This is a genomic window from Pseudomonas sp. Pseusp3 (genome assembly GCF_047304225.1).
Lineage (GTDB): Bacteria > Pseudomonadota > Gammaproteobacteria > Pseudomonadales > Pseudomonadaceae > Aquipseudomonas > Aquipseudomonas fluorescens_CD.
Genome location: NZ_JBGLYV010000018.1, coordinates 45,004 through 59,134, shown reverse-complemented (window position 1 = coordinate 59,134; position 14,131 = coordinate 45,004). Strand labels below are relative to the sequence as shown.

12 protein-coding genes are annotated in these 14,131 nt (G+C 60.4%); 10 read left to right on the top strand and 2 right to left on the bottom strand.

Going from position 1 to position 14,131, the window contains the following annotated elements; genetic code table 11:
• Window positions 1-174: 174 nt before the first annotated feature.
• The 7 genes from ACCD00_RS08785 to tadA all read left to right on the top strand — a co-directional run bounded on the left by ACCD00_RS08785 (window position 175) and on the right by tadA (window position 9,731).
• Window positions 175-723 carry a sugar ABC transporter ATPase gene (locus ACCD00_RS08785; protein ID WP_413423665.1) on the top strand — a complete coding sequence of 183 codons (549 nt, stop codon included), beginning with the start codon at window positions 175-177 and terminating at the stop codon, window positions 721-723.
• A 240-nt stretch (window positions 724-963) separates the two neighbouring features.
• A complete protein-coding gene (gene guaB / locus ACCD00_RS08780; protein ID WP_413423663.1) occupies window positions 964-2,433 on the top strand; it encodes an IMP dehydrogenase in 1,470 nt (489 codons plus the stop codon).
• Window positions 2,434-2,532: 99 nt separating this feature from the next.
• Window positions 2,533-4,110 (top strand): glutamine-hydrolyzing GMP synthase, encoded by a 1,578-nt coding sequence (gene guaA, locus ACCD00_RS08775; protein ID WP_413423661.1) that lies wholly within the window; start codon window positions 2,533-2,535, stop codon window positions 4,108-4,110.
• Window positions 4,111-4,360: 250 nt separating this feature from the next.
• Window positions 4,361-6,097, top strand: coding sequence for a hypothetical protein (locus tag ACCD00_RS08770; protein WP_413423659.1), 1,737 nt, complete (start codon window positions 4,361-4,363; stop codon window positions 6,095-6,097).
• Between the two features lie 4 nt (window positions 6,098-6,101).
• Window positions 6,102-7,448 carry a hypothetical protein gene (locus ACCD00_RS08765; RefSeq protein ID WP_413423657.1) on the top strand — a complete coding sequence of 449 codons (1,347 nt, stop codon included), beginning with the start codon at window positions 6,102-6,104 and terminating at the stop codon, window positions 7,446-7,448.
• A gap of 409 nt (window positions 7,449-7,857) precedes the next feature.
• Window positions 7,858-9,234: a multicopper oxidase family protein gene (locus tag ACCD00_RS08760; protein ID WP_413423655.1), complete on the top strand. Its 1,377-nt coding sequence runs from the start codon at window positions 7,858-7,860 to the stop codon at window positions 9,232-9,234.
• Window positions 9,234-9,731 carry a tRNA adenosine(34) deaminase TadA gene (tadA, locus tag ACCD00_RS08755; protein WP_413423653.1) on the top strand — a complete coding sequence of 166 codons (498 nt, stop codon included), beginning with the start codon at window positions 9,234-9,236 and terminating at the stop codon, window positions 9,729-9,731. The genes ACCD00_RS08760 and tadA overlap by 1 nt, the downstream gene beginning before the upstream one ends.
• 105 nt (window positions 9,732-9,836) lie before the next feature.
• Here the strand turns inward: tadA and cmoB are convergent, their stop codons facing one another.
• Together cmoB and cmoA are read right to left on the bottom strand one after the other, a co-directional pair.
• Window positions 9,837-10,793: a tRNA 5-methoxyuridine(34)/uridine 5-oxyacetic acid(34) synthase CmoB gene (gene cmoB, locus ACCD00_RS08750; RefSeq protein WP_413423651.1), complete on the bottom strand. Its 957-nt coding sequence runs from the start codon at window positions 10,791-10,793 to the stop codon at window positions 9,837-9,839.
• The gene (gene cmoA, locus ACCD00_RS08745; RefSeq protein ID WP_413423649.1) at window positions 10,790-11,569 is read right to left on the bottom strand and encodes a carboxy-S-adenosyl-L-methionine synthase CmoA; all 780 of its coding nucleotides are present in this window, start codon (window positions 11,567-11,569) and stop codon (window positions 10,790-10,792) included. The genes cmoB and cmoA overlap by 4 nt, the downstream gene beginning before the upstream one ends.
• 221 nt (window positions 11,570-11,790) lie before the next feature.
• Between cmoA and ACCD00_RS08740 the strand changes: the two genes are divergently transcribed.
• From ACCD00_RS08740 to ACCD00_RS08730, 3 genes are read left to right on the top strand one after another with little or no spacing between them, the layout of a single operon-like run.
• Complete coding sequence (locus tag ACCD00_RS08740; RefSeq protein ID WP_008022966.1) at window positions 11,791-12,798, top strand: PhoH family protein; 1,008 nt, start codon at window positions 11,791-11,793, stop codon at window positions 12,796-12,798.
• Window positions 12,791-13,285 carry an rRNA maturation RNase YbeY gene (ybeY, locus tag ACCD00_RS08735; RefSeq protein WP_413423647.1) on the top strand — a complete coding sequence of 165 codons (495 nt, stop codon included), beginning with the start codon at window positions 12,791-12,793 and terminating at the stop codon, window positions 13,283-13,285. The genes ACCD00_RS08740 and ybeY overlap by 8 nt, the downstream gene beginning before the upstream one ends.
• Before the next feature lie 5 nt (window positions 13,286-13,290).
• Entirely contained in the window at window positions 13,291-14,130 is an 840-nt protein-coding gene (locus tag ACCD00_RS08730; protein WP_413423645.1) for an HlyC/CorC family transporter, read from the top strand.
• The last annotated feature ends 1 nt before the right edge of the window (window position 14,131 follow it).

Below are 14,131 nucleotides of genomic sequence, written 5' to 3'. Positions count from 1 at the left end.
TGCGGCGGGCCTATACCTTCTAAAGGCTCGCCTACTGATCCTTGTAGGAGCGAGCTTGCTCGCGATGGACTAGAGGGTGACGCGTTCAATCAGAAAGTACGCGTTATCGTTAACGACCATCGCGATCAAGCTCGCTCCTACAGGTCATTTATCAATGCTTCAGGCCTGTACCCCATGAATTCGCAAAGCATCATCGTCCCGAAAATCTCCACACTGCCGGTGCACGAGCCCCGAGCTCGGGCGATCGTGCGCTGGCTGGTGCGCAAGAACATCGTCCAGGAAGAGCTGACCACGTGCGGCCGCACCGGCAATCGCATGGGCCACGCCATCGCCGAGGGTGCCCGTGAGGTGGTGCTGCACCCGGACGCGCTGCCATTCGGCGAGCCGGTCAATGGTCTGGAGATCGTCACCAAGCGCTGCATCTATACGCCGGCCAAGGGTTTTCTTGGCGAAGCGGGTTGCGCCGAGTGCCGCAAGGAAGTGGGTGAAGCCCTGTTCGAAAGCCTGGAAGACTGGATGCCGGGGCGTACCGATAACTTCACCTGTCCGGAATGCGGGCATGAAGACGACATCAACGGCTTCCTGTTCCTGCAGGAATGCGGCTTTTCCAACCTCGGTTTCATCTTCAACAACTGGGCCGAAGCCGGGTTCAAGCAGAGCTTTCTCGATGAATTCGCCGATTGGCTCGATCAGCCGGTCAGTTGGGTGAAAGTCGAACTCTGATGACCGTTGTAGGAGCGAGCTCGCTCGCGATGGTCGTGAACGATGACGCGTGCTGTCTGAAAACAAACGTCGCCTTCAAGCTCATCGCGAGCAGGCTCGCTCCTACAAAAAAGCAGCAATACAGCGGATGGAATCCCCGTATATCAGTAATGCCAATAATAGACAGAGTTTTACATTGAACCCGAAGGGGTGTCTGACTATAATGGCGCGCTTCCATTTTCCCGCTCGGGAGCCCCCGCGATGCTGCGTATCAGCCAAGAAGCTCTGACATTCGACGACATTCTCCTAGTGCCCGGTTATTCCGAGGTGCTTCCTAACGAAGTCAGTCTCAAGACCCGCCTTACCCGTGGCATCGAGCTGAATATTCCACTGGTCTCCGCCGCCATGGACACCGTCACTGAGGCCCGTCTGGCAATCGCCATGGCTCAGGAAGGTGGTATTGGCATCATCCACAAGAACATGACCATCGAGCAGCAAGCTGCCGAAGTCCGCAAGGTCAAGAAGTTCGAAGCCGGTGTGGTCAAGGACCCGATCACCATCGAGGCTGACGCCACGGTGCGTGACCTGTTCGAACTGACCCGCATGCACAACATTTCCGGCGTTCCGGTGCTGCACGATGGCGACCTGGTCGGCATCGTCACTTCCCGTGACGTGCGCTTCGAAACCCGCCTGGATGCCACCGTACGTGAAGTGATGACGCCTAAAGAGCGTCTGGTCACGGTCAAGGAAGGCGCCAACAAGAACGAAGTCCGCGAGTTGCTGCACAAGCACCGCCTGGAAAAAGTCCTGATCGTCGACGACAAGTTTGCCCTCAAAGGCATGATGACCGTCAAAGACATCGAAAAAGCCAAGGCTTACCCGCTGGCCAGCAAGGACGATCAAGGTCGTCTGCGCGTCGGTGCTGCCGTTGGTACCGGTAAAGACACCGGTGACCGCGTTGCCGCCCTGGTCAATGCCGGCGTTGACGTGGTGGTGGTCGACACCGCTCACGGTCACTCCAAAGGCGTGATCGACCGCGTTCGCTGGGTTAAAGAGAATTTCCCTGAAGTGCAGGTGATCGGCGGCAACATCGCCACCGGCGCTGCCGCCAAGGCCCTGGCCGAAGCGGGCGCTGATGCGGTCAAGGTCGGTATCGGCCCTGGCTCGATCTGCACCACCCGTATCGTCGCCGGTGTCGGCGTGCCGCAAATCAGTGCCATCGCCAACGTCGCCGCTGCCCTTGAAGGCACTGGCGTACCGTTGATCGCCGACGGCGGCATCCGTTTCTCCGGTGACCTGTCCAAGGCCATCGTGGCCGGTGCTTCCTGCGTGATGATGGGCTCGATGTTCGCCGGTACCGAAGAAGCGCCGGGCGAGATCGAACTGTTCCAGGGCCGTTCGTACAAGGCTTATCGCGGCATGGGTTCGCTGGGCGCCATGTCCCAGGCCCAGGGTTCCTCCGACCGTTACTTCCAGGACTCCTCGGCAGGCGCCGAGAAGCTGGTTCCGGAAGGCATCGAAGGGCGTGTTCCGTACAAGGGCACCCTGAGCGCGATCATCCACCAGTTGATGGGCGGCCTGCGCTCCTCGATGGGCTACACCGGTAGCGCCAACATCGAAGAGATGCGCACCAAGCCCGAGTTCGTGCGGATCACCGGCGCAGGCATGGCCGAATCCCACGTTCACGACGTGCAGATCACCAAGGAAGCGCCAAACTACCGCGTAGGTTGAGCCTTCAAGCAACAAGCTAAGCAACCGGGGCTGTTTTATTCAGCCCCGAGTTGTTTCTGAATCACGACTGTTTCTGAATGACTTAGACGAGACTGAATCATGGCCCTCGATATTCACGCTCACCGCATCCTGATCCTCGACTTCGGTTCCCAGTACACCCAGCTGATCGCCCGCCGCGTGCGTGAAATCGGCGTGTACTGCGAACTGCACCCGTTCGACATGGACGAGGATGCGATCCGCGAGTTCGCGCCAAAAGGCGTCATTCTCGCTGGCGGCCCGGAGTCCGTGCACGAAGCCAACAGCCCTCGCTGCCCGCAGGCAGTCTTTGACCTGGGCGTGCCGGTCTTCGGTATCTGCTACGGCATGCAGACCATGGCCGAGCAACTGGGCGGCAAGGTTGAAGGTTCCGAGCTGCGTGAGTTTGGTTACGCCCGTGTCGACGTGGTCGGCAAGAGCCGCCTGCTCGACGGCATCGAAGACCACATCGACGCCGACGGCCTGTTCGGCCTCGACGTGTGGATGAGCCACGGTGACAAGGTCACCCGCATGCCGTCCGACTTCCATATCCTGGCCAGCACCCCGAGCTGCCCGATCGCTGGCATGTTCAGCGACGAGCGTCGCTACTACGGCGTGCAGTTCCACCCGGAAGTGACCCACACCAAGCAGGGCGGCCGCATCCTGTCGCGCTTCATCCTCGACATCTGCGAGTGCGAAGCGCTGTGGACCCCGTCGAAGATCGCTGAAGACGCCATCGCCCAGGTGCGTGCCCAGGTCGGTACCGACAACGTGCTGCTCGGCCTCTCTGGCGGCGTGGACTCCTCGGTAGTTGCCGCGCTGCTGCACAAGGCCATCGGCGACCAGCTGACCTGCGTCTTCGTCGACAACGGCCTGCTGCGCCTGCACGAAGGCGAGCAAGTGATGGCCATGTTCGCCGAGAACATGGGCGTCAAGGTGATCCGCGCCAACGCCGAGGACCAGTTCCTCAACAACCTGGCCGGCGAAGCTGACCCTGAGAAGAAGCGCAAGATCATCGGCCGTACCTTCATCGACGTATTCGATGCCGAATCCTGCAAGCTGGACAACATCAAGTACCTGGCACAGGGCACCATCTACCCGGACGTGATCGAGTCGGCTGGCGCGAAAAGCGGCAAGGCCCACGTGATCAAGTCGCACCACAACGTGGGCGGCCTGCCGGAAGAGATGAACCTGAAACTGGTCGAGCCACTGCGCGAGCTGTTCAAGGATGAAGTCCGTCGTCTGGGCCTGGAACTGGGCCTGCCGTACGACATGGTCTACCGTCACCCGTTCCCGGGCCCGGGCCTGGGCGTGCGCATCCTCGGTGAAGTGAAGAAGGAATACGCCGACCTGCTGCGTCGCGCCGACCACATCTTCATCGAAGAACTGCGCAAGGCCGACTGGTATCACAAGGTCAGCCAGGCATTCGTGGTGTTCCAGCCGGTTAAATCGGTTGGCGTGGTCGGTGATGGCCGTCGTTACGCCTGGGTCGTGGCCCTGCGTGCCGTGGAAACCATCGACTTCATGACCGCGCGTTGGGCACACCTGCCTTACGAACTGCTGGAAACCGTCAGCGGCCGCATCATCAATGAAATCGAAGGCATCTCCCGCGTCACCTACGACGTGTCGAGCAAGCCGCCGGCGACCATTGAGTGGGAATGAGGGTGGTTGAACTGCCTATGTGAATCAATGGCTTAGAGGAGGGCTGTCGATGATCGTGAGTACGATATCGATTGCGGCTTCCCAAACTCTAAGCCGTTGAATTCCTTGGGGTGAACGGCAGCGCCTGCGGCTTGATGGGCAAATTCGGCGCAAGCCGAAATGAGTTCATCTACTCTACCCAAACCAGATGATGCGCACGCAGTACAACGCATAAAGTCTGTGAGTAGCTTTTTCGCAAGAGGACGCTTCCATGACTGTTCTGCAATCCGTGCGTAAACTTACCGTCATCGCTAAGGATCCCGGTCTGCGCCTGGGCGACAACGGACCCATAGTGTTCGCGCAGGTCGACGTCCCCGCCGAGATGCTGGATTGGGGCCCCACTGGCTACAGGATCAAGGTGGTCGACTACAACGCGACCGAGCGGCGCGCCTACGCCAATCGCCAACGCTACCAAGACGTCAATGTCTTGCTCGATCCCTTCGCGCCGCAGGACGGCGAAACACTGCACGACAAGGCCTACCAGGCCCGCCTGCTCGCGAATCCCAATTTCCATGCCCAGAACTGCTATGCGATCGCGATGCGCACGCTGGGTCTGTTCGAGCGCGCGCTCGGTCGCCGCGTCCGCTGGTCGTTCGGCGGTCATCAGCTGCACATTGCGCCACATGCCTTCGCGCTGGCCAACGCCTTTTATTCAGAGCCCGACAGGACGCTGATGTTTGGCTACTTCTTCGACGACAAGATGCAGCCGGTCTTCACCGCGCTCAGCCACGACGTCATTGCACATGAGACGACGCATGCGGTATTGGACGGCCTGCGCACGCGCTACACGGAGCCCTCTGGTCCCGACCAGGCCGCCTTCCATGAAGGCTTCGCCGACATCGTTGCGATCCTCTCGATCTTCTCGCTGCCCGAAGTGGTCGCAGCGGGTCTGGGCTTCAATGACAAACTGCCGGGCCTCGGCGAGCCGATGCAGCTGATCCCTGCCGAGAAGGTGACGGGCGATGTCATACGATCGTCGATCCTGCTCGGCATTGCTGCAGAGATCGGCGCCATTGCCGATGGTGGGCGCGAGGCTCTGCGCCAATCAGTCAAGATCGCGCCTGATCCGGACATTCTCAACGCCTCCGAAATGCTGGAGCCGCACCGACGAGGGGAAGTCCTCGTGGCAGCGATGATGCGCGCCTTCGTCGAACTATGGACCGAACGCATCGCCCAGCTCGGCACATTCGAAGGTGGTGGCTACAACCTCAAGTCTGTCGTCGAGGAAGGAGCCAAGGCCGCTGCGCAGTTGTTGCAGATGTCGATCCGTGCGATCGACTACTGTCCACCGACCGATCTCGATTTTGGCCAGTTCCTGGCCGGGCTGCTCACGGCGGATCGCGAGCTGGTGCCGGATGACAGCCGGTTCGGTTATCGCTCGCAGATCAGGAATTCCTTCAAGGCTTATGGCATCGCCCCGCCCTGCGGACAAACTGACACCGACGGATGCTGGTCGCGTTTTTCGACGCCGGATGAGCTGCAGTATTCGCGCAGCAATGCCGAAGCGCTGACGCGTGACCCTGATGAATGCTTTCGCTTCCTTTGGGAAAACCGCGAGGCACTCCGCATCACCGATCGGGGCTATACGGAAGTGCAGTCGATCGACGCGGCCGTGCGTGTCGATCCCGACGGCATTCCGTTCAGGGAAACGATTTGTCAGTACGTCCAGATCGGGCATTTCTTCGGATCCGAGCTGATGTCGGAGTGCGGCATCAAACCCTTGCCCGAGGGCTTCACGACCCGCACGCGGGCCGATCTCTTCGGCGGTGGTGTCGTCGTCTTCGACCAGTACGGTCGCGTCAAGTACCACATCTGCAATGGCCTGCTCGATGGCGCTCGGCAAGTGCGGCGCCTCGAGTACCTGCGCGATACAGGGCAACTGGGCATGCCACGGGAAGAGGCGCGCATGCGCTTCTCGAACATGCATCTGGCGCGCATGGAGGATTGACTCCATGGTCACTACCGCTCACGCCGCAGCACCGCACCCCGTCAAGGCGACAATTCGTGCCTACCAGGTCGGATTCGGCGACTGCTTTCTTCTGCGCTTCGACTACAGCGACGACAGCGCCAGGCACATCCTGATCGATTTCGGCAGCACCGGCATGCCGAAAAACGATCCGAAGGCGGACATGAAGCACGTGGCCGACGACATCGCGCAGCAATGTGGCGGCAAGCTCGATATCGTGGTCGCCACCCACCGGCATGCCGATCACATCAGCGGGTTCGCGACGTCCGACAATGGCGATGGTCCTGGTGATGTGATCCGGGCACTGAAGCCTGATCGCGTGCTGCAGCCATGGACCGAGGCGCCCGAAGCACCTGAGAACTGGGCGGGCCCGACTGATACGGCAGCGGCGAAGAAGGCGTTTGACACGCGTGTTGCCTCGCTCGAAAGCATGCATGCCATCGCCGAATCGGTGGTGCGGCGTCTTGACGGCGAGAAGGGCTTCAACGCCCAGTGGCCGTTCGCCGACCGCCTGCGCTTTCTCGGCGAGGACAACATCAAGAACCTCTCCGCGGTAAAGAACCTGATGACCATGGCCGGTGATGAGACACGCAACGTCTATCTGTTTCACGGCTGTGATGTCGCTCTCGATGAAGTCCTGCCGAACATCAAGGTGCACGTGTTGGGCCCCCCGACATTGCAGCAGTCGAAGTCGATCAAAAAGTATGCGAAAGCCTCGAGCGATTACTGGTTGCGTGCGAATCCCCTGGTGGCTCTCGGTGTGGATGGCGAGCTGGCTACGCAGTCGAACAGCAAGCTGTTCCCACAGCTATCGAAAGAAGAAATGTTTCGCAAGACGAGCCTGCCAAGCGAGATGCGCTGGGTCGCGGAACGGGTCGACAACGCGGAAGCTGATCAATTGCTCGGGATCGTCACGGCGCTGGATGACGCCATGAACAATACGAGCCTGATCCTTTTGTTCGAAGCGGGAACCAGGAAGCTGTTGTTTCCCGGTGATGCGCAACTGGAGAACTGGAACTACGCGCTCCAATCGGAGATGGCGGAACTGCTCGACGACGTCGATTTCTACAAGGTCGGACATCACGGCAGCCTGAACGCAACGCCCAGGGCGATGTGGAGCCGCTTCAACAAACGCAACGAGGAACAGACACCCGATCGCCTCAAGACCGTGATGTCAACGATGGCGGGCAAGCATGGTGGCAAGAAAGGTGCACCGACTGAAGTGCCGCGCATACCACTGGTGGACGAACTGAAGGCCCAATCGGAGCTTCACAACACGCAGGATCTGAAAGCCGGCGATCTTTGCGAGATCATCGTGATCGACCTGAGATGAAGAAAACCATTGGGTGAGAAGGATCCAGCGCCATCCAGGGCATCTCGACCTGAAAGCGCAAATCGTTTTTCACAAACTCGCTCGTATGCAGGTCGGCGTTGTCCTGATCGGTGGCGCGGAAGCGGTGGATCAGCGGGACTCAATTGAGTTCATCGGCTCTCGTTCCTTGAGAAAATGGATGTCGAAGATGCCCCGTACGCTCTAGCAATGTGCACTACATGGTTACGCCCATTTGCGATTCGATTTCGGGTACGGACAGGGCTGTACCGCGTCCCGATTTAGCCTGTATGTCCGATGCCGCCCTGCGTCCATCCGCCGCGCAGCCCTTACTGTTTCGCAATCGCAGGTGTATCGTATTCGCCTTTTGCGGGCCGTGGGCCTGTTGCTGATTTGTGAGGTAGTTGAGTTCATGTCGTTTACCCGTCGCCAAATACTCGGTGGTCTGGCCGGTCTTGTTGTCGTTGGCGTGGGAGCCGGTGGCGCGTCGCGCTACTGGCTGGGCAAGATGGCCGACGCAGATGCCGGTCACGACTATGAACTGATCGCCGCACCGCTGGACGTCGAACTGGTGCCGGGGCACAAGACCGAGGCTTGGGCCTTCGGCCCGTCGGCACCAGGCACCGAGTTGCGCGTGCGCCAGGGCGAATGGCTGAGGGTGCGTTTCATCAATCATCTGCCGGTCGCCACCACCATCCACTGGCACGGCATCCGCCTGCCGCTGGAAATGGACGGTGTGCCTTATGTGTCGCAATTGCCGGTACTGCCGGGTGAATATTTCGACTACAAGTTCCGCGTGCCTGACGCTGGCAGTTACTGGTATCACCCGCACGTGAACAGCAGCGAAGAGCTTGGCCGTGGGCTGGTCGGGCCGTTGATCATCGAAGAGCGCGAGCCGACCGGATTCAAGTACGAGAAAACCTTGAGCCTCAAGAGCTGGCATGTCGACGAGGTGGGCAATTTCGTCGAGTTCAGCATTCCCCGTGAAGCGGCCCGTGGCGGTACGGCGGGGCGTCTGTCGACCATCAACGGGGTCTCGCAGCCGGTGATTGATTTGCCAGCCGGGCAGATCACCCGTGTACGCCTGCTCAACCTCGATAATACTTTGACTTATCGCCTGAACATCCCCGGCGTCGAAGCGCAGATCTATGCACTGGACGGCAACCCCATCGAGCCACGCCCGCTGGGCAAGGAGTACTGGCTCGGCCCCGGCATGCGCATCTGCCTGGCGATCAAGGCGCCAGCGGCCGGTGAAGAGTTGTCCCTGCGCAACGGTCCGGTGCGCCTCGGCACCTTGCGTTCGGTGGCCAATGGCGACGCGCCGACCGAGTGGCCGCCGGCACTGCCGGCCAACCCGATCGCCGAGCCGGACCTGGCCAATGCCGAGAAACTCAACTTCAATTTCGAATGGGTGGGCTCGGTGTCGGTCAATATCGACAACGGCAAGCCGCCAAGCCTGTGGCAGATCAACGGCAAGGCTTGGGACATCACCGACAAGACTTGCGCCGACCGCCCGATTGCCAAGCTTGAGAAGGGCAAGAGCTACATCTTCGAATTGAAAAACATGACTCAGTATCAGCACCCGATTCACTTGCACGGCATGAGCTTCAAGGTCATCGCCTCGAACCGGCACAAAATCATTCCGTACTTCACCGACACCTACCTGCTGGGCAAGAACGAGCGCGCCCAGGTGGCGCTGGTGGCGGATAACCCTGGCGTGTGGATGTTCCATTGCCATGTGATCGACCACATGGAAACCGGCCTGATGGCCGCGATCGAGGTGGCGTGATGCGTCAGATTCGACCCGCCGCCATTATCGACCGCAGCCGTGATCGGGACTTCATGCGTGAAGCCCTGGTGCTGGCCGCGCAAGGTGCCGCCCTCGGTGAAGTGCCGGTGGGCGCGGTGCTGGTGCAGGACGGTGAAATCATCGGTCGCGGCTTCAATTGCCCGATCAGTGGCAGCGACCCGAGCGCCCACGCCGAGATGGTCGCCATTCGCGCTGCCGCCCAGGCCGTGAGCAACTATCGCCTGCCAGGCAGCACGCTGTATGTGACCCTGGAGCCGTGCAGCATGTGTGCGGGCCTGATCGTGCATTCGCGGATTGCGCGGGTGGTGTACGGCGCGCTGGAGCCCAAGGCCGGGATTGTGCAAAGCCAGGGGCAGTTCTTTACCCAGGGCTTCTTGAATCACCGGGTGCTGTATGAAGGCGGGGTGTTGGCGGAGGAGTGCGGGGCGGTGCTGAGCGAGTTCTTCAAGGCCCGGCGCGCCAAGCCCTCAGACTGAACACCGAACCTCTGTAGGAGCGAGCTTGCTCGCGATGGAGTGTCAGGCTAAGTGGTGTCGACTGACACACCTTCGCGAGCAAGCTCGCTCCTACAGATTCTTGCGTTACTTTCTGGCGACGATGACAGCCCGCATCGGTGCCGGTAAACCTTCGATGGTCTTGCTGTGATCTTCCGGATCAAGGAAGTCACTGAGCGACTGATACTTCATCCACTCCGTCCCGCGCTGTTCCTCGATCGTGGTGGTGCTCACATCCACGCACTTCACATCGGTGAACCCGGCACGACGCAGCCACAACTCCAGCGCCGGCACCGATGGCAGGAACCACACGTTGCGCATCTGCGCGTAACGGTCTTCCGGCACCAGTACCTGGTGTTTATCGCCTTCGACCACCAGGGTTTCCAGCACCAGTTCACCACCCTTGACCAGGCAATCCTTCAGCGCCAGCAAATGCTCGATGGGCGAGCGGCGGTGGTAGAACACGCCCATGGAAAACACCGTGTCGAAACCTTCGAGGTTCGGCGGCAGGTCTTCGAACGGGAAGGGCAGGTGCCAGGCATTGGGCTTGGACAGGTAACGTTGCACCGCCTGGAACTGGCAGAAGAACAGCCAGTTCGGGTCGACGCCGATCACGCTGTCCGCGCCGGCGCCAAGCATGCGCCACATGTAGTAGCCGTTGCCGCAGCCGACATCGAGGATGCGCTTGCCTTTCAGATTCAGGTGCGGGGCGACCCGCGACCATTTCCAGTCCGAGCGCCATTCGGTGTCGACGTGCACGCCGAACAGGTCGAACGGCCCCTTGCGCCATGGCGACAGGCCCATCAACGCGGTGCGCATTTGCGCGCGGGTTGCGTCATCGCAATCGGTGTCCAGCTTCAAGCCGTTGAGCAAATCGACTTCAGTTGGCTGGATCTGTGGCAGGGCGTCCAGCGCGCTTTGCCAGCGCTCCAGGTCGCCATGACCTTTTTCCATTTTCTTGTCGAGTTGCGCTTGCAGGGTGTTGGCCCAGTCGGCCAGCGGTGTTCCGGCCAGACGGCGGGCGAGGGGGGACAGATCAATCATGGCAAGGCAATCAACGAGGCAAAGTTAAGACACTGGAACCACGGCACGACTTTCGAGAACCCGGCGGCCAGCAGGCGTTCGCGGTGTTCTTCGAGGCTGTCGGGCTTCATGACGTTTTCGATGGCGCTGCGCTTCTGGGCGATTTCCAGCTCGCTGTAGCCGTTGGCGCGTTTGAACGCCACGTGCAGGTCAGTGAGCAACGCGTGTTCTTCGGCATCGTTGAAGCGCAGCTTCTCCGAGAGGATCAGCGCGCCACCGGGCAGCAGCGATTGGCGGATACGCGTCAGCAACGCGGTGCGCTGGTCCGGGGCGATGAATTGCAGGGTGAAGTTCAACGCCACCACCGAGGCTGGCTGAAAGTCGAGGGCAAGGATATCGCCTTCGATCACCTCGACCGGCAGCAGCTCCTGGAACATCGAATCCTGTCCGTTGAGGTACTCGCGGCAGCGTTCGACCATCGCTGCCGAGTTATCCACAGCGATCACCCGGCAACCGTCGGTGCGCACGTGCCGGCGCAGGGCCTGGGTCACGGCACCCAGCGACGAACCCAGGTCGTACAGCACGCTGCCCGGCTGGGCGAACTGCGCGGCGAGCACACCGAGGTTTTCAACGATGGTCGGATAGCCCGGCACCGAGCGCTTGATCATGTCCGGGAACACCCGCACCACGTCCTCGTTAAAGGCGAAGTCAGGCACCTGGGCCAGAGGCTGGGCGAAAAGGCGATCGGGTTCTTTGCTCACGGCGGTTCCAGCGGTGTAGGTGGAAAAGGCCGGCATTTTAGCCAAGTTGGCGCGCTGATGCGCGGGTTGTCTGATAAACCGGCGGGCAGGTCCGGATTCTTCGTTGGCCGTGAGATTGCTTTCGCGAGCAAGCCCGCTCCCACAAAGACCGCACCAGGCGCGGGGATCAGATTGCAAAATTTAAGAGCTTTCGCACCCAGCCCACTGGCGTTATCCTTGATTTCATCTCAATTGCCCCAGGGCGGCTAAATACGACCTTGAACGCACCCATAGAACCACATCGTTTCATCCTCGAGCCTTTTGAAGCTCGCCGCTTCGCCAATCTGTGCGGGCAATTCGACGAGCATTTGCGCTTGATCGAGCAGCGCCTGACCATCGAGATCCGCAATCGCGGAAACCAGTTCGAACTGATCGGCGAACCCAAACACACCACCTCCGCGGAAAACCTCCTGCGCCGCCTGTACCGGGAAACCAAGGGTACCGAGCTGTCGCCGGATATGGTGCACCTGTTCCTGCAGGAATCCGCCGTCGAACAGCTCGACAACCACTCCCCTGCGGAACCGTCCGTCGCCCTGCGCACCAAGAAAGGCATGATTCGCCCTCGCGGCTTGAATCAGCTGCGCTATGTGAAGGAGATCCTCGGCAACGACATCAACTTCGGCATCGGCCCGGCCGGTACCGGCAAGACCTATCTGGCCGTTGCCTGCGCGGTGGATGCACTGGAGCGCGAGCAGATCCGCCGCATCCTGCTGGTTCGCCCGGCGGTCGAAGCGGGTGAAAAACTCGGTTTCCTGCCCGGCGACCTGTCGCAAAAAATCGACCCGTATCTGCGCCCGCTCTACGACGCACTCTACGAAATGCTCGGTTTCGAATACGTCGCCAAGCTGATCGAGCGCCAGGTGATCGAAGTCGCGCCGCTGGCCTACATGCGCGGCCGTACGCTGAACAACAGCTTCATCATTCTCGACGAAAGCCAGAACACCACGGTCGAGCAAATGAAGATGTTCCTGACCCGGATCGGCTTTGGCTCCACGGCCGTCATCACCGGGGACATCACCCAGGTCGACCTGCCACGCGGCACCAAGTCCGGCCTGCACCATGTGATTGAAGTGCTCAAGGACGTGCCGGGAATCAGCTTCACCCATTTCCAGCCCAAGGACGTCGTGCGCCATCCGCTGGTGCAACGGATTGTCGAAGCCTACGAGCGCTTCGAAACCAAAGCGGCCGATGATGCTGCCGCCAAGGATAGCCGCCGCGATGCTTGAGCTTGACCTGCAAATCGCCACCGAAGCCCCCGCCCCCAGCGAAGCCGAGTTTCGCCAGTGGTGCGAACTGGCTTTGCGCCAGCGCACCGCCGACTCGGAGATGACCATTCGCCTGGTCGACGAAGCCGAAGGTCGCGAGTTGAACCACACCTGGCGGCAAAAGGATTACGCAACTAACGTCTTGTCATTCCCGGCCGATGTGCCGGATGAGTTCCTCGACATCCCGCTGCTGGGCGACCTGGTGATCTGCGTGGCCGTGGTCGAGCGCGAGGCCGCTGAACAGGGCAAGGAGCTCAAGGCCCATTGGGCGCATCTGGTGATTCACGGCTGCCTGCATCTGCTTGGTTACGACCATATTGATGACGACGAAGCCGAAGAGATGGAAGCACTGGAACGAACGTTGCTTGCAGAGCTGGGCATTCCCGATCCGTACGCGGACGACGAAACCGATTTATCCCCTACCGAAACAACAAAGGATTCAGAGTAATCGCTATGAGCGAAGATCGATCGAGCAACGGGCAGAAGTCATGGCTGGGTAAGCTCACCCAGGCTTTTGCCCACGAGCCGAAAAACCGCCAGGAGCTGCTGGAGCTGCTGCGCGATGCACACCAGAACAAACTGCTGGACAGCGAAGCGCTGGCCATTGTCGAAGGCGCCATCCAGGTGGCTGACTTGCAGGTCCGGGACATCATGGTCCCGCGCTCGCAAATGGTCAGCATCAAGGCGAACCAGACACCCCGCGAGTTCCTGCCTGCCGTGGTTGAATCGGCCCACTCCCGCTACCCGGTCATCGGCGAAAGCCACGATGACGTGATGGGCGTGTTGCTGGCCAAGGATTTGCTGCCGTTGATCCTCAAGGAGAACGGCGACAGCTTCAACATCAAGGACCTGCTGCGCCCGGCCACCTTCGTGCCCGAATCCAAGCGCCTTAACGTGCTGCTGCGAGAGTTTCGCGCCAACCACAACCACATGGCCATCGTCATCGACGAGTACGGCGGCGTGGCAGGCCTGGTGACCATCGAGGACGTGCTGGAACAGATCGTCGGCGACATCGAAGACGAACACGATGTCGAAGAAGACAGCTACATCAAGCCGCTGCCCAGCGGTGATTTCCTGATCAAGGCCCTGACACCGATCGAGAACTTCAACGAGTTTTTCGACAGCGAGTTCTCCGACGATGAATTCGACACCGTTGGCGGCCTGGTGATGAGCGCGTTCGGACATTTGCCAAAACGTAACGAAATCACTGAAATCGGCCCGTACCGCTTCCGCATCCTGAACGCCGACAGCCGTCGGATTCACTTGCTTCGCCTGACGCCCATTGCTCGCTAAG